At 64.2% G+C, this 14,640-nt stretch carries 14 protein-coding genes and 1 tRNA gene; 3 read left to right on the top strand and 12 right to left on the bottom strand.

Annotation, left to right across the window (positions count from 1 at the left end):
- Positions 1 to 42: 42 nt before the first annotated feature.
- From V6B08_RS07380 to V6B08_RS07340, 9 genes are all read right to left on the bottom strand, one after another.
- Positions 43 to 1,119, bottom strand: a complete 1,077-nt coding sequence (locus V6B08_RS07380; RefSeq protein ID WP_341979191.1) for an ABC transporter substrate-binding protein — start codon at positions 1,117 to 1,119, stop codon at positions 43 to 45.
- Positions 1,094 to 1,873 carry a GntR family transcriptional regulator gene (locus V6B08_RS07375; RefSeq protein ID WP_341979189.1) on the bottom strand — a complete coding sequence of 260 codons (780 nt, stop codon included), beginning with the start codon at positions 1,871 to 1,873 and terminating at the stop codon, positions 1,094 to 1,096. The genes V6B08_RS07380 and V6B08_RS07375 overlap by 26 nt, the downstream gene beginning before the upstream one ends.
- Positions 1,874 to 2,435: 562 nt before the next feature.
- A tRNA-Gln gene (locus tag V6B08_RS07370) sits at positions 2,436 to 2,509 on the bottom strand.
- Positions 2,510 to 2,605: 96 nt separating this feature from the next.
- Positions 2,606 to 3,928, bottom strand: a complete 1,323-nt coding sequence (locus V6B08_RS07365) for a class I SAM-dependent RNA methyltransferase (RefSeq protein WP_341979186.1) — start codon at positions 3,926 to 3,928, stop codon at positions 2,606 to 2,608.
- Positions 3,921 to 4,676 carry a TlyA family RNA methyltransferase gene (locus V6B08_RS07360; RefSeq protein ID WP_341979184.1) on the bottom strand — a complete coding sequence of 252 codons (756 nt, stop codon included), beginning with the start codon at positions 4,674 to 4,676 and terminating at the stop codon, positions 3,921 to 3,923. The genes V6B08_RS07365 and V6B08_RS07360 overlap by 8 nt, the downstream gene beginning before the upstream one ends.
- Positions 4,673 to 6,016 carry an MATE family efflux transporter gene (locus V6B08_RS07355; RefSeq protein WP_341979182.1) on the bottom strand — a complete coding sequence of 448 codons (1,344 nt, stop codon included), beginning with the start codon at positions 6,014 to 6,016 and terminating at the stop codon, positions 4,673 to 4,675. Before V6B08_RS07355 ends, V6B08_RS07360 begins: the two co-directional genes overlap by 4 nt.
- An 11-nt stretch (positions 6,017 to 6,027) precedes the next feature.
- Positions 6,028 to 7,947 (bottom strand): 1-deoxy-D-xylulose-5-phosphate synthase, encoded by a 1,920-nt coding sequence (gene dxs / locus V6B08_RS07350; protein WP_341979180.1) that lies wholly within the window; start codon positions 7,945 to 7,947, stop codon positions 6,028 to 6,030.
- A 13-nt stretch (positions 7,948 to 7,960) separates the two neighbouring features.
- Positions 7,961 to 8,869, bottom strand: a complete 909-nt coding sequence (locus V6B08_RS07345; protein ID WP_341979178.1) for a polyprenyl synthetase family protein — start codon at positions 8,867 to 8,869, stop codon at positions 7,961 to 7,963.
- A gap of 11 nt (positions 8,870 to 8,880) precedes the next feature.
- Positions 8,881 to 9,165 carry an exodeoxyribonuclease VII small subunit gene (locus tag V6B08_RS07340; protein ID WP_341979176.1) on the bottom strand — a complete coding sequence of 95 codons (285 nt, stop codon included), beginning with the start codon at positions 9,163 to 9,165 and terminating at the stop codon, positions 8,881 to 8,883.
- A 153-nt stretch (positions 9,166 to 9,318) separates the two neighbouring features.
- On the opposite strand from V6B08_RS07340, the gene V6B08_RS07335 reads away from it, so the two are divergent.
- From V6B08_RS07335 to V6B08_RS07325, 3 genes are all read left to right on the top strand, one after another.
- On the top strand, positions 9,319 to 10,011 hold the full coding sequence (locus V6B08_RS07335; RefSeq protein WP_341979174.1) for a lipid-binding SYLF domain-containing protein: 693 nt from the start codon (positions 9,319 to 9,321) through the stop codon (positions 10,009 to 10,011).
- Positions 10,011 to 10,472, top strand: coding sequence for a DUF3293 domain-containing protein (locus V6B08_RS07330; protein ID WP_341979172.1), 462 nt, complete (start codon positions 10,011 to 10,013; stop codon positions 10,470 to 10,472). The genes V6B08_RS07335 and V6B08_RS07330 overlap by 1 nt, the downstream gene beginning before the upstream one ends.
- Before the next feature lie 165 nt (positions 10,473 to 10,637).
- The gene (locus tag V6B08_RS07325) at positions 10,638 to 10,853 is read left to right on the top strand and encodes a hypothetical protein (RefSeq protein WP_341979170.1); all 216 of its coding nucleotides are present in this window, start codon (positions 10,638 to 10,640) and stop codon (positions 10,851 to 10,853) included.
- A gap of 57 nt (positions 10,854 to 10,910) precedes the next feature.
- On the opposite strand, the gene V6B08_RS07320 is transcribed toward V6B08_RS07325, so the two are convergent.
- From V6B08_RS07320 to V6B08_RS07310, 3 genes are all read right to left on the bottom strand, one after another.
- Positions 10,911 to 12,089: an acetyl-CoA C-acyltransferase gene (locus V6B08_RS07320; protein WP_341979168.1), complete on the bottom strand. Its 1,179-nt coding sequence runs from the start codon at positions 12,087 to 12,089 to the stop codon at positions 10,911 to 10,913.
- A gap of 119 nt (positions 12,090 to 12,208) precedes the next feature.
- Positions 12,209 to 13,357, bottom strand: a complete 1,149-nt coding sequence (locus tag V6B08_RS07315) for an acyl-CoA dehydrogenase family protein (RefSeq protein ID WP_341979167.1) — start codon at positions 13,355 to 13,357, stop codon at positions 12,209 to 12,211.
- A 116-nt stretch (positions 13,358 to 13,473) separates the two neighbouring features.
- Positions 13,474 to 14,637 carry a pyridoxal phosphate-dependent aminotransferase gene (locus tag V6B08_RS07310; RefSeq protein ID WP_341979164.1) on the bottom strand — a complete coding sequence of 388 codons (1,164 nt, stop codon included), beginning with the start codon at positions 14,635 to 14,637 and terminating at the stop codon, positions 13,474 to 13,476.
- Positions 14,638 to 14,640 lie beyond the last annotated feature (3 nt).

The following is a 14,640-nucleotide window of genomic DNA, read 5'->3' as shown; positions in this document are numbered from 1 at the left end:
CGATGCCGCTCACTTTCTGCACCCCCTGCTGGCCTGCCGGTATTAGGCGAATGCCTCGTTCCAGACTTCCGTAATCTTGGCCCGGTTCTTCGACAGGAAGGCCCAATCGGCATAGGTGGTATTCTCCGGCGCGCCGATCAGCTTGGCGGTATCCGGCGAAACCACAACCTCGGTATGGGCGCAGCGGGCCCGCAGCACCGAGTCGATCTTGGACTGGAAGTCCTTCGACAGACTGAGATTGACATAGGCTTCAGCCAACTCGACATTCTTGGCGTTCACCGGCATGTTCAGGCCGACGATCTCGCCATGCTTGCCTTCCTTCAGGGTGGAAGCCGGATAGATCGGCGCCCCCTGGGCCACCACCGGGGCGGCAAAGGCAACATAGAACGGCACGTACGGCACCTGGCCGCTTTGCATCATCTGCAGGGCCTGCGGCGCATCATTGTAGATGACCACGCCATTCTGCTTCAGTTTGGCAAGGTGCTTGATGCCGGCTTCGTAATCATACTGGGCCTGGGCCAGTGGCTTGCCGGTGGCGATTTCGGCCGCCGTTACGATCATGCGCAGGCCGTTATTCCAGGTGACCGGCGGAATGGCAATGCGGTTCTTGTTCTTCGGGTCCCACAACTCGGCCCAGGATTTCGGCGCTTCCTTCACCACATTGGTGTTGTAGAAGATCGTATGCATGGCATCGATCATGCCGGCCGAGTAGTCGTCGGCCATGTTGAATTCCTTGCGCAGGAATTTCCAGTTCGGAATATTCGCCGCCTTGTGCTGCCGCAGCAGACCTTCATCACGGGCCAGAAACACACCGGCTTCCGAGAACTGCATCAGGTCGGGCGGATTGTCCTTCTGCGTCTTGAGCATCGCCAGCATGTTCGATGTCACCGACTGCTGCACATTCAGCTTGGCGCCGGTTTCCTTCTCGAACACCGGATTGAGATGATCGATCCAGAGCTTCGCCAGCAGACCCTGATTCAGCACCACGGTTAGCTGGCCGGCGGCACGGGCCTTGGTGGTGACCCAAGGCATGCCGATCACAACCGCGCCGGCGGCCGTGTTGGTGAGGAACCGGCGGCGGGAGAGCTTCTTTTCAACTGGCGACTTGCTGCTTTTCATCGTCATTCCCCTGTTCGTTGGATGTTACCCTGTTTGCCTCCGGGGCCATGGGTGGCACCGGTATTGCCGAACTAGCTTCAGTAAATTTGCGGAACGCGGTGGGATCCATGCGATCCCGTGCCGCCCAGATATGCTCGCGCATCTGCGCCGCGGCGCGCTCGCCATCCCGCGCGATAAGGGCGCGCAGAATGCGGCGATGCGCGGTATGGCTCTCGAAAAGCTGATCGTCGCTGAAGCGAAAATAATTGCGGATCGACGCCGGGATGTCGCCAACCTGTCGGATGAGTTCGCGCAGCATCCGGTTCGGGCAAGCGGCATGCATCACTGAATGGAAGATATTGTTCTGCTCAAGGAAAGCGCGCCGCACATCGGGATCGGAAATCATGCCCTTGGCACGCGCATCGGCCAGCAGGCGGTCGCAGAAGCCCACTGCCTGCTCAAGCTCAATCTGGGCTTCGCTGTTCAGCCCGGTCTGCGCCACCAGCCGGGCCGACTCGCTTTCAAGCAGCGCGCGGCAGCCATAGATTTCGGCAACGCGTGCCGCCGAGTAGATGCTGGCATGGAAGCCCTGTTCATCGACCTCGACCAGCCCCTCGGCGGCGAGTTGCTGCAGCGCCTCACGGATCGGCGTGCGCGACACTTTCAACCGCATCGCCAGATGTGTCTCGCGCAGGCGCTCGCCCATGGCAATCCGGCCGGAAATGATTTCCTGCCGGAGGCCTGTGTAAACTCGCTCGCTTAGCTGATTGGTCATCGCCTGCTGAAGCCTCTCTGCGTATACATTTCGATATCATGACGCCGTGGCGTCAAAGAGAACTGTGAGAATGGCTAGAATTTTGAAACTAAATTATAATTTAGTTCAATGTAATGTAATTTATCATCAATTTATTTCAGAATACCCAGCTTGGCAAATTTCACCGTATACATTTGTATTTTTTATTGCCAAAAATTACCTGTTTTTAATTGCAAATGGGATGCGTTATCGCGAATTGCACGCAGCCGTGGATGGACTCGGCAGAATCATTAACTGCAGCCCCTATTGGTCACCATCAATGGCTTTTTTGCTCGCAGTTCGGCCACAGGCCTGAGCGCCTGAGCAAAGGCTTGATCCAGCCGTGATGCCAAATACTCAGCACGGCGAAAATTCGTTGTCAGCAGCGAGAGCGCCCGTTCACCGCCGCAGCGGGGCAGGAAATCGATGGGGGTAATAGAAAACGACCCTCTTCAGGGTAATGTGGCAGCATAGCGCATACGACGCCCCGAACGGTTGGTCCAAGCCGACAAAGCGCTTGATTATCAGAGGGGTGCAGGAGCGTTGGCTGGGGGACTAGGATTCGAACCTAGACAACCAGAGTCAGAGTCTGGGGTCCTACCGTTAGACGATCCCCCAGCAGGGATCGGCGGGGGGTATAGCCCGTCCGGGCCGGGCTTGCAACCCCCTGCCTGCCCCCGAGACGCCCTGGGCCTATCCAGACCCCTGACTTTGCTAGCCGCGGCGGAAAACCGCCACCAGTTCCAGATGCGGGGTCCACAGGAACTGGTCGATCGGCTGAGCGGTTTCGAGGCGGTAGCCGGCCTCCACCAGCAACCGGGCATCGCGGGCGAAACTGTTGGGATCGCAGGCAGCCATCAGCACCAGCGGCGGCGCGGCCTTGGCCTTTACCGCTTCGGCCAGGGCGGCGGCCTGGGCGCGGGCGCCGGCGCGCGGCGGATCGAGCAGCACGGCATCGAGCTTCTTCAGGTCTGCCGCAAGCAGCGGCCGGCGCTCCAGGTCGCGGCGCTCGGCACGCACCTGACCCGCAAGCTGCTGCGCATTGGCGGCGGCGGTGAGTGTGTTGATCGCCGGGCCATCGGCATCGCAGGCCAGCACGTCATGTTTCGCCGCCGCCAGCCGCAAGGCGAAGGCGCCGCAGCCGGCGAACAGATCGGCCAGCTTGAGGCCGCTTGGCGCCGGCAGCGCGCCGATCAGCGCCGCCGCCATGGCGGCCTCGGCCTCGGCGGTGGCCTGCAGGAAACCGCCTGGCGGCGGGGTAACGGCAACGCTGCCGAACTTGATCCGCGGCGCCGCTTCCTGCGCGAGGATTTCCGGCTGCTGGTCAGGCGTGGCGCGATGGCAAAGCCGCACGATGCCAAGTTCGGCGGCAAGCCCGGCGAGGTCCTGGCGCGCGCCGGCATCCAGCTTGAGCGGTCCGCTGAGCAGGGCATCAATGCCGTTCTCGGCCAGGGTCAGCTTGATATCAAGGCCACGGCCATCCTCGATCAGCGTCGCCAGCCCTTCGCGCAGGCGCGGCAGCGGCTTGAGCAATTCGGGCCGCAGCACGCTGCATTCCGTGAGATCAACAATGCGCCGGCTTTCGGCTTCGTGGAAGCCCAGCAGCAATTTCCGCCCCACCCGGCGGGCAGCGAATTCGGCGCGACGGCGGGTCTGCGGCGGGATCAGCAGCAGCGGCTGTACGATTGCCTCGGCTTCGGCCTGACTCCAGTCGCGCCGCGTCAGCGCCGAGACCAGCCGGCCGCGTTTCCAGGCCGCATAAGAGTCCTGCCGCCAGTGCTGCATGTTGCAGCCACCACAGGCATGGAAATGGCCGCAGGGCGGCTCGACACGCTCGGGCGAGGTGGTTTCGATCTCGACCAGCTCCGCCATCTCGCCATCGCCATGGGCGGTCTTGTGCTTGGCAGGCCGAATCCGCGCGGCAACACGCTCGCCGGGCAGCGTATAGGGCACATAGGCACGCAAACCATCGGCGGTTTCCAGCACGCCATGGCCCTGGCCGCCGATACGCTGGATCGTGCCGGTCACATCACGCATTTGAGTCCCTCATGGCGGCGATCAGGAATTCGCGGTTGCCTTCCGGCCCCAGGATCGGGCTCGGCTCCAGGCCCAGCACGCGCCAGCCGGCCAAGCCCTCGAACCAGGCGCGGATACGGGCACAGACTTCGTCATGCAACGCCGCATCGCGCACCACGCCGCCCTTGCCGACGCGCTCGCGGCCAACTTCGAATTGCGGCTTGATCAGCGCCACGGCGAAGGCGCCGGGCTTGGCCAGGGCAAGCGGCGCCGGCAGCACGGTTTCAAGCCCGATGAAACTGGCGTCGCAGACCACGGCATCCACCGCTTCCGGCACCTGTTCGGCGGTGAGATGGCGCGCATTGGTCTTTTCCAGCACCACCACGCGGGGATCGTTGCGCAGCCGCCAATCCAGTTGCCCCTCGCCGACATCCACGGCATAGACCTTGGCGGCGCCATGCTGCAGCAATACATCGGTAAAACCACCCGTGGAGGCGCCGATATCGAGGCAGACGCGGCCCGTTGCATCCAGCCCGAAATGTTCCAGCGCGTGTTTCAGCTTGATGCCGCCGCGGCTGACCCAGGGATGCGGCTTGCCGCGCAATTCCAGCGGCTGGTCAGCGGCGACCGCATGACCCGGCTTGTCCAGCTTGCGCTCACCGGAAAATACCAGCCCGGCCATAATCGCGGCCTGCGCCTTGGCCCGGCTTTCCGCCAGGCCGCGCTCCACCAAGGCCTGATCCAGGCGGATTTTCGGCGCCTTGCTCATCGCGTCAGCAGCCTAGCAATGCGTGCCTCGAAGCGCCAGCTCAGCATCACCGCGACACTGATCAAGCTGGCGGTAAGGCCGAGCCAGATGCCGCTGCCGCGCATCTCGGTGAAAAAGCCGAAGGCGATCGCCACCGGCAAGCCGATCAGCCAATAGCCGATACTGGCCAGCAGCATTGGCATGGCAGTGTCCTTCAGACCACGCAGCGCGCCATTGGCCACTGCCTGCGCCCCATCCATGGTGGAGAACAGGGCCGCCCAGGATAGATAAAGGACCGCCAGCAGATGCACGTTGCTGGCGCGATCCGGCAGGAACACGGCAATCAGTGCCGGTGCGGCAAACCAGTAGCTAAGGCCGGTGCAGGCCATGAAGCCGATGGCGAGCACGAAAGCGACGCGACCGGCGCGGCGTGCGCCAAGCAAATCGCCGGCGCCGACATGCAACCCGACGCGCACGGTGGCGGCCTGGGAAATGCCCATCGGCACCATGAAGGCAATGGCGGCCCATTGCAGCGCGATCTGGTGTGCCGCCACTTCCGCCGCCCCCAGCCGGCCCATCAGCATGGCGGCGGCCGAGAACAGCCCTACCTCGGCGCCGAGCGTCAGCGCAATCGGCACGCCGATGCGCAAGTAAGCGCGCAGCCGTGGCCAGGAACTGCGCCACCAGCCTCGGCTCAAGCTATAGGCCGCGAAACCAGGATCGCGCGCCAGGATGACGCCAAGAGCGACCAGGGTTGCGAGATTGACCAGCGTCGAGCCCAGACCGGCGCCGACCGCGCCCAGTTCCGGCATGCCGAAACGACCGAAGACCAGGGCGTAATTCACGGCGGCGTTCAGCGCCACCGCCGCGATGGTGAGCAGCATGGCCGGCCGCGGCCGCTCCAGTGCCGCCGTGAAATGCCGCAGCACCATGAACCACAGCGACGGCAGGAAGCTGAGGCTCAGCGCGCGCACGAAGGGCGCGGCTTCTGCCGCAAGGTCAGGCGCCTGACCGGTGAGCAACAGCAGCGGCTCGGTGAACCACAGCAAGACCATCGAGAACAGGCAGAAGATGCCGACCAGGATCAGGCCGTCATGCACCGCATGGCGCACGCCCTCGCGGTCAGCGGCATCGTGGCCCAAAGCCTGCGCCGCTATGGCCGGCGTCGCCATGCCCAGGCCCATACCCATCACCCAGAGGATGTAATAGAGCGACATGCCGACGGCGGCTGCCGCCAGCGCGGATTCGGAATAGCGCGCCAGCAGCATGATATCCGTGGTGTGAATAGCCATCTGGGCCAGCTGGGTGCCGACGATTGGCAGCGCCAGGGCCACGGTGGCCCTGACTTCGGGGAGCAACATGGCTAAGACCTTTAAGCGCGGGCCGGGATATCGGCCGAGCGGCCCAGCGCGATGAGCGCGGCGGCGGCAATCTGCGGGGCATTGAGGCCCGCTTCGTCATATTGCCGCTGCGGCGTGTCGTGATCGATGAAGCGATCCGGCAGCACCAGCGGGCGGATCTTCAGGCCATGATCCAGCAGCCCGTCATGGCTGAGGAAATGCAGCACCTGGCTACCGAAGCCGCCGATGCTGCCCTCTTCAACCGTGAGCACCACTTCATGATGCCGCGCCAGTTGCCGCACCAGATCGGTGTCCAGCGGCTTGGCGAAACGCGCATCGGCCACGGTAGTGGAAAGCCCGCGCGAAGCCAGCTCATCGGCGGCCTTGAGGCATTCGCCGAGCCGGGTGCCGAGGCTGAGGATCGCCACCGCATTGCCCTCGCGCAGCACGCGGCCCTTTCCAAGTGGCAGAATCTGACCGCGCGCCGGCAAAGCCACGCCGGTGCCCTCGCCACGCGGATAGCGGAAAGCCGAGGGGCGGTCATCGAGTGCGGCGGCAGTCGCCACCATATGCATCAGCTCGGCCTCGTCGGCCGCCGCCATCACCACCATATCCGGCAGGCAGGTGAGATAGGCAACATCGAAACTGCCGGCATGGGTCGCGCCGTCGGCGCCGACCAGGCCGGCACGGTCGATGGCGAAGCGCACCGGCAGCTTCTGGATCGCCACATCATGCACCACCTGGTCATAAGCGCGCTGCAGGAAGGTGGAATAGATCGCGGTGAAAGGCTTGTAGCCTTCACAGGCCAGGCCGGCGGCAAACGTCACCGCATGCTGCTCGGCGATACCAACATCGAAGCAGCGCTGCGGAAACCGCTTGGCGAAAAGATCGAGTCCGGTACCCGAAGGCATCGCGGCGGTGACGGCGACGATGCGGCTATCGCCTTCCGCCTCGCGGATCAGGCTTTCGGCAAAAACCTTGGTATAGCTCGGCGGTCCAGCCTTCGGCTTCGCCTGGGCACCAGTCACCACATCGAACTTGGCAACGCCATGATACTTGTCGTCGGCGGCTTCCGCCGGGGCATAGCCCTTGCCTTTCTGAGTCACGACATGCAGCAGCACCGGACCGGTCTGCTTGTTGTCGCGGATATTCTTCAGCACCGGCACCAGATGCTCAAGATTGTGGCCATCCACCGGGCCGACATAGTAGAAGCCCAGTTCCTCGAACAACGTACCGCCCGTCACCATGCCGCGGGCATATTCCTCCGCCTTCTCGGCGGCATCGGCCAGGCCCTTGGGCAGCACCTTGCGGCCAAGCTGCTTGGCGAGTTGGCGCAGCGACATGTATTGGCGCGAGGACAGCAGGCGCGAGAGATAGGCGCTCATGGCACCGACCGGCGGCGCAATCGACATGTCGTTGTCGTTCAGCACCACCAGCAGGCGGCTATCCATCGAGCCGGCATTGTTCATCGCCTCATAGGCCATGCCGGCCGACATCGCGCCATCACCGATGACACAGATGGTCTCATGCGGCTGACCGCTCAACTGCGCCGCCACCGCCATGCCGAGGCCGGCGGAAATCGATGTGGAGGAATGCGCGGCGCCGAACGGATCGTATTCGCTTTCACTGCGGCGCGTGAAACCGGAAAGCCCGCCACCCTGGCGCAGCGTACGGATGCGGTCGCGGCGGCCGGTGAGGATCTTGTGCGGATAGGCCTGATGGCCGACATCCCAGATCAGCTTGTCATGCGGCGTGGCGAAAACATGATGGATAGCCACCGTCAGCTCGACGACACCCAGGCCGGCACCGAGATGGCCACCGGTCACCGACACCGCGTCGATGGTCTCACGGCGCAGTTCGTCGGCCAGCTGCTTGAGCTGGTCGGTATCGAAAGCGCGGATATCGGCGGGCGAACGCACGCTATCCAGCAGGGGAGTCCGGTTGCTGATCATGGGGCGTATTCTGTCACGAGCGGCGGGTTATAACAAACGCCGCCAATCCATGCAAAACCCCTGTATCGCCCGGCAGTTGGCCAAGATACCCCTGGGCCTCGCGCACCAGTTCCGCGGCCCGCGCCTTGGCCCCCTCCAGGCCCAGCAGGCCAACAAAGGTGGCCTTGCCGGCAGCCTCGTCCTTGCCCACCCGCTTGCCGAGCGTGGCGGCATCGCCCTCCCGGTCCAGGATATCGTCGGCGATCTGGAAGGCCAGGCCGATGGCTCCGGCATAAGCCCGCAACGCCTGTCGCGCCGCCGGATCCGCCCGGCCCAGGATGCCGCCGGCCTCGGCGGCGAAACCAATCAGGGCGCCGGTTTTCAGCGCCTGCAACCGGCTGATCTCTGCCATGGTCATGGGCTTGCCCTGCTCTGCCAGGGCTTCGGCATGCAGGTCGATGGCCTGGCCGCCGACCATGCCGCGCGGCCCCGCCGCCTGGGCCAGCGCCGCCACCAGTTCCAGCCGCACGCCGGCATCCGGATGTGTCGCCGGATCGGCCAGCACGGCAAAGGCCTGGGCCTGCAACCCGTCGCCGGCCAGCACGGCGGTGGCCTCGTCATAGGCCTTATGCAGGGTCGGCCGGCCGCGTCGCAGGTCGTCATCGTCCATGCAGGGCAGGTCGTCATGGGCCAGCGAATAGCAATGCAGCATCTCGATGGCCGCAGCGGCGCGCAGGCTGTGGCCGCGCTGCACGCCGAACAGGTCGGCACCGGCGACCGTCAGCAGCGGCCGCAGGCGCTTACCGCCGCCCAGGCAGGCATAGAGCATGGCGCCGTCCAAGGCCTTGGTATGGCCTTCGGGTTTCGGCAGCAATTCCGGCAGCAACGCCTCAATGGCGGCCGCCACGTCCTGCATCGCCGCCTGAAAAGCTGTGTCGCTCATGGCAGGGTGGCTCAGTCGCCCCGGAACGGCTGGGCGGAGACGGAACCGTCGCCCGCCACCACGATCTTCTCGATCTTCTCTTCCGCCGCCCGCAGCTTGGTTTCGCAGTGGCGGCGCAGCAACGCACCACGGCCATAGAGCGCGATGGATTCCTCGAGTTCCACCCGGCCGCTCTCCAGCCGCGAGACAATCTCGTCCAGCGCCTTCAAGGCCGCCTCGAAGCTCATGGCCTGGATGTCGGCGGGGATTTCCGGCTGGTTTTCCGCCGTTTCCGTCGTATTGGCTGCCTTAGTCATGCCGCCTCCTGATCCAAATTCGGCCCCATTTGCCGGCCTAGTCTAAGGCCGCCCCAGGGGTTGCCACAACGCACAGGCAGTCCCTGGCTGGCTCCATATATTGTATGATTATGTTTGCCAACCCCCGAGATTTACCAACGCGAGGATGGACCCATGATTGCCCGCCGCACCCTGCTGCAAAACTTGGCCCTGGCCGGCGCCGCCGGCCTGCTCCCCATTAGCCGTACCGCCATGGCCCAGGCTGGCGACCAAGCCTTGATTGATCAGGCCCGAATTGCCGTCGACAACTTCACCCGTGACACCAATTTCACCGATATGCGACACCATCTCGCGAATGCGCGCGGTGTCTTCGTGGTGCCGCAGCTCATCAAGGGCAGCTTCATCATCGGCGGCGAAGGCGGTTCCGGCGTGCTGCTGGCCCGCAACAGTGGCCAGTGGAGCCAGCCCTCGATCTACACCATGGGCGCCGGCTCGATCGGCCTGCAGATCGGCGGCGAGGTGTCGGAAGTGATGCTGCTGCTGATGTCGGCCCGTGCGGTCGATGCGATCCTGCGCAACGAATTCAAGCTCGGCGCCGATGCCAGCGTTGCTGCCGGCCCGGTCGGCGTTGGCATCGAAGCCTCCACCACCACCAACCTGGGCGCCGACATCCTTTCCTATGCCCGCACCAAGGGCTTGGCGGTCGGCTTTTCGGTGGAAGGTGCGGTGATCACCGCACGCCATAGCCGCAACGAAGCCTATTATGGCCGCTCGGCACATCCGCGCGATATCCTCTACAACAACGCCGTGGCCAATAACGGCACCGGCGAACTGCGCCAGGCGCTGCTACAGGCCGAACTGCGCTGATGCGCCCCAGCTTGGCCCGCGCCTACCGCACCACCGCCTATGCGGTGGTGCGGCCAAGCAACTCCGATAATGGCGCGGCCGAGCTGGTACTGCATCCGGACCGCTACGATCCCGCCACTGACGCCTGGCTGCGGGCCGAGCGGGTGAACCAGGCGGTGCTGCTCACCGCCTGGAATCCGGCCAGCCGCCGCCACGCGGCCACAGAAAACCATGCCGCCGATGCTGCGTTGAAAGCCTGGCTGGACAAGGGGGGCTACCGCTGGCTGCCGGCGGAATACCGCGCCACTGATCCGGCCTGGACCGAAGCCGGGGTCGCCATCCTCGGCATGCCGCGCCGGATCGGCACCATCCTGGCCCGCCAACTCGGACAGAATGCGTTACTTTTCACCCGCTTAGGCAGCCGGCCCCAGTTGATCCGTACCCGTAGAAATTCCGTTGACGAATCTCTCCGGCTTTCTTAATAACCACATCGTTACCCCAGGCTTGGTTAACACCGGCCAAGGGCGGATCCTCCCTGTTATGGCGATGTATCCGCCCTGTCTTTTTTTAGCGTTTGTGTGTCGCGACGATCAGCAGCTTCATCGCCGCGCCAGTCACTGGCTGCGGCGGTGTCAAACGAGAAAACAATGCTTATTGCACCGATCCGCCAGGACAACCGCCTCTACTTCCCCAAGGATTCCCACGACCAAGTGATTCAATGGTGCCGCGTTAAGGGCATCACGCTGGATGACTTTGCGCTGCAGGTGGGCGTGCCGCGCGCCAACCTGGTGAATATCCTGAAAGGCATCGACGCCACGCCGACCCGCGTTGCCCAGGCGATCAACGACGTGCTGCGCAGCTAAAAAGAAAAGGGCCGGCGAACCGGCCCCTTCCCTAGCAGCGAAACCAGCGTCTTCCGCTCAGGCGACCTCGAACAGGCCGGCGGCACCCATGCCACCGCCGATGCACATGGTCACCACCACATACTTGGCACCACGGCGCTTGCCCTCGATCAGGGCATGGCCGGTGAGGCGCGCGCCGGACGTGCCATAGGGATGGCCGACGGCAATGGCGCCGCCATTGACGTTGAGCAATTCATCCGGGATGCCGAGCTTGTCGCGGCTGTAGATCACCTGGCAGGCAAAGGCTTCGTTCAGCTCCCACAGGCCGATATCGGATACCTTGAGGCCGGCCCGTTCCAGCAGGCGCGGCACGGCAAACACCGGGCCGATGCCCATTTCATCCGGCTCGCAACCGGCCACCGCGAAACCACGGAAATAGCCAAGCGGCTGCAGGCCGCGCTTCTCAGCCAGCTTGGCATTCATCACGATGCAGGCCGAGGCGCCGTCTGAGAACTGGCTGGCATTGCCCGCCGCAATCACGCCGCCCGGAATCGCCGGCTTGATCTGCGACACGCCTTCGAACGTGGTGTCGGCACGAATGCCTTCATCGCTGTTCACGGTGACTTCGCGCGTGGTGATCTGGCCGGTTTCCTTATCGGCAATCGCCATGGTGGTCTTCACCGGAATGATCTCGGCATCGAACTTGCCGGCGGCGCGGGCAGCGGCAGCGCGCTGCTGGCTGCGGGCGCCATAGCGGTCCTGGTCCTCGCGGCTGATATTGTAGCGCTTCGCCACGGTCTCGGCAGTCTGCAGCATCGGCCAGTAGATTTCCGGCTTGTGCTCCTTAATCCACGGATCGACCAGGTTGCTCTTGTTCATCTCGTTCTGCACCAGCGAGATCGACTCGACGCCGCCGGCGGCCATCACCGGCACGCCATCGACGATCACACGCTGCGCTGCCATGGCGATGGTCTGGAGACCCGAGGAGCAGAAACGGTTGACGGTGACGCCCGAGGTGCTGACCGGCAGGCCGGCACGAATGGCAATCTGGCGGGCGATGTTGCTGCCGGTGGCGCCTTCCGGATTGGCGCAGCCCATGATCACGTCCTCGATCTCGGCCGGATCGACCTTGGCGCGCTCGACGGCGGCGGACAGGGCAGCGCCGCCCAGGGTGGCGCCATGGGTCATGTTGAATCCGCCCTTCCAGGACTTGGCAAGGCCGGTACGCGCGGTCGAGACGATGACGGCTTCGGTCATTTTCGGGGTTCCCTCCAGAGTTTGTCCGACAAAGTTACCCTTAAGTCGGACAGGACGCAATTGTAATGTAAGCGGACTATTTTCTGGCGCAGATCAGACCGCTCAGCGCCCAAAGGCGGTCATACCGCCCAGCGTTTCGCCACCTCTTCCAGCATCACCTCGGTGGCGCCGCCGCCGATGGGATGGATGCGGGCATCGCGGGCCATACGCTCGATGGCTGAGTCGCGCAGGTAGCCGGCACCGCCATGGAATTGCAGGCAATCATAGGTCACGCGGTTGACCAGCTCGCCGCAGAGCGCCTTGACCATGGATACTTCCCTTACGGCATCAACGCCTTGCTCCATCAGCCAGGCGGCATGATAGACCAGTTGCGCGGCGGCGGCGGTCTCCGCCTCGCGCATCGCCAGGCGCTGGCGGATCGCCTGCTTGTCGAGCAGGGTGGCGCCGAAGGCCTTGCGGTCTGCCACATAGCGCTTGGTGATCTCCAGCGCGCGGCGGCATTCGCCCACCGCCATGGCGCCCAGCACCAGGCGCTCATTCTGGAAATTCTTCATGATGGCGTAGAAGCCCTTGTTCTCCTCACCCAGCATGTCGGCAGCCGGAATCCGCACGCCATCGAAGCTCAGTTCGGCAGTATCCGAGCAGAGCCAGCCATGCTTGCGCAGCCGGCGGCTGACGCTGAAACCCGGCGCCCCTTTGCGCAGAATGAAAATCGAGATGCCGCGCGAGCCCTTGGCGTCCGGGTCGGTGCGGGCAGCGACGAAATAGATATCGGCCAGCGCGCCATTGGTGATGAACATCTTGGAGCCGCTCAGCACCCAGTCGCCGCCATCGCGCTTTGCCCGGCTTTTCATACCGGCCACGTCCGAACCGGCATCGGGTTCGGTGACGGCAATCGCCGTGATGCGTTCGCCGCGCACGATGGCCGGCATATGCTCGGCCAATTGTGCTTCCGAGCCGGCATGGCGCAGATGCGGCGAGGCCATGTCGGTATGCACCAGTACAGTCGCGGAAAAGCCGCCAAAGCCGGACTTGCCACATTCCTCCGCCAGCACCGTGGACGCCAGCGGGCCCAGCCCTAAGCCGCCAAACCGTTCCTCATGCCGCAGCCCAAGGAAACCCAGCGCGCCCATGCGGCGCAGGATCTCGCGTGGCACCTCGCCGCTTTCCTCCCAGGCCTCGCCCTGTGGCATTACTTCCTGGGCGATGAAACGCGCCATCTGCGCCCGCATCTGCTCCAGCTCGTCGCTGAAATACGGCTGCTGCATGTTTTCCTCCACTATCCTTTTTAATCGTCATGCCCGGACTTGATCCGGGCATCTCGTTCCCGCGAGATCGCCGGGTCAAGCCCGGCGATGACGTGACCAATTGCGATTATATCGGACTAGCGCAACTGCGGCTCCAGGCGGTCGAGCGCCTCAGACAGCTTCGGCAGCGAGGCTGCGAAGCAGAGCCTGATGCGGCCTTCGCCGGTATCGCCGAAGGCAATGCCCGGCGCCAGGCCGACCTTGGCGGTCTCCAGCAGCTTGAGGCAGAAGGCCAGGCTGTCGCTCATGCCATCCAGCGCGAAGAAGGCATAGAAAGCGCCTTCCGGGCGGGCGAGGCGCACGCGCGGCAAGGCGGCAAGGCGCTGAAATACCATGTCGCGGGCCTGGCCATAGCGCTGCACCAGACTGTTGGTGTAGGCGTCGCCGTGATCCATCGCCGCCACGCCGCCATACTGCACGAAGGTGGTGGCGTGCGAGATATTGAACTCGGTCATCTTCTCGATTTCCGCCTGCAACCGTGGCGGCGCAATGATCCAGCCGAGCCGCCAGCCGGTCATCGACCAGCTCTTGGAAAACGAGTTGACGATAATCACCGGATCATCGGGCTCGGAGATGGTGAGGAAGCTCGGCGCATAGGGGCGGTCGTAGACAATGCGGGAATAGACTTCGTCGGACAGCACCCAGATGCCACGGGCGCGGCAGAAATCCAGAATGGCGCGCAATTCCTCTTCCGTCGCCATCCAGCCGGTCGGATTGCCGGGTGAATTGATCGAGATCAGGCGGGTATTCTCGTCGCAGGCATCGAACAGCTTGTCGAGATCGAGGCGCCAGCCGCCGTCTTCACGCGGCTCCAGGTCGACGCGGCGCGGCTCGGCGCCCATCACCCGCATCGCCTGCTGGCCGTTGGGCCAGACCGGGCCGATCACCACGCCATTGTCGCCGGGGCCGACCAGGCATTGCGTGATCAGCATCAGCGCGTTCATGCCGGATGCCGTGACGGTGATGCGCTCGATGGCCACATCCTGGTCGTAGATGCGCTTGAGGTATCGCTGGATGGCGCTGCGCAATTCCGGGATGCCACGGTTGGCGGTGTAGAAGGTCTTGCCGCTCTTGGCCGCTTCGGCGGCGGCATCGGCGATGAAAGCCGGCGTCGGATCGTCGCCCTCGCCGAACCACAGCGGCAGCACGTCCGGCATGTTGGCAGCGGCGCGGTTGACGATGCGGATACGCGAACCATTGATGGCCTGGATATTCGAGCGGATCGGGGCGGTGACGGACATGAG

The sequence above is a fragment of the Ferrovibrio sp. MS7 genome (assembly GCF_038404985.1).
GTDB lineage: Bacteria > Pseudomonadota > Alphaproteobacteria > Ferrovibrionales > Ferrovibrionaceae > Ferrovibrio > Ferrovibrio plantarum.
Note: the sequence above shows the minus strand (reverse complement) of the source record. Positions and strands in the feature narration are given on the sequence as shown.

Bases quoted from the DNA above. Each gene is read 5' to 3' on its own strand.
- V6B08_RS07380 (WP_341979191.1), bottom strand. From the start codon at position 1,119: ATGAAAAGCAGCAAGTCGCCAGTTGAAAAGAAGCTCTCCCGCCGCCGG.
- V6B08_RS07375 (WP_341979189.1), bottom strand. From the start codon at position 1,873: ATGACCAATCAGCTAAGCGAGCGAGTTTACACAGGCCTCCGGCAGGAA.
- V6B08_RS07365 (WP_341979186.1), bottom strand. From the start codon at position 3,928: ATGCGTGATGTGACCGGCACGATCCAGCGTATCGGCGGCCAGGGCCAT.
- V6B08_RS07360 (WP_341979184.1), bottom strand. From the start codon at position 4,676: ATGAGCAAGGCGCCGAAAATCCGCCTGGATCAGGCCTTGGTGGAGCGC.
- V6B08_RS07355 (WP_341979182.1), bottom strand. From the start codon at position 6,016: ATGTTGCTCCCCGAAGTCAGGGCCACCGTGGCCCTGGCGCTGCCAATC.
- dxs (WP_341979180.1), bottom strand. From the start codon at position 7,947: ATGATCAGCAACCGGACTCCCCTGCTGGATAGCGTGCGTTCGCCCGCC.
- V6B08_RS07345 (WP_341979178.1), bottom strand. From the start codon at position 8,869: ATGAGCGACACAGCTTTTCAGGCGGCGATGCAGGACGTGGCGGCCGCC.
- V6B08_RS07340 (WP_341979176.1), bottom strand. From the start codon at position 9,165: ATGACTAAGGCAGCCAATACGACGGAAACGGCGGAAAACCAGCCGGAA.
- V6B08_RS07335 (WP_341979174.1), top strand. From the start codon at position 9,319: ATGATTGCCCGCCGCACCCTGCTGCAAAACTTGGCCCTGGCCGGCGCC.
- V6B08_RS07330 (WP_341979172.1), top strand. From the start codon at position 10,011: ATGCGCCCCAGCTTGGCCCGCGCCTACCGCACCACCGCCTATGCGGTG.
- V6B08_RS07325 (WP_341979170.1), top strand. From the start codon at position 10,638: ATGCTTATTGCACCGATCCGCCAGGACAACCGCCTCTACTTCCCCAAG.
- V6B08_RS07320 (WP_341979168.1), bottom strand. From the start codon at position 12,089: ATGACCGAAGCCGTCATCGTCTCGACCGCGCGTACCGGCCTTGCCAAG.
- V6B08_RS07315 (WP_341979167.1), bottom strand. From the start codon at position 13,357: ATGCAGCAGCCGTATTTCAGCGACGAGCTGGAGCAGATGCGGGCGCAG.
- V6B08_RS07310 (WP_341979164.1), bottom strand. From the start codon at position 14,637: ATGTCCGTCACCGCCCCGATCCGCTCGAATATCCAGGCCATCAATGGT.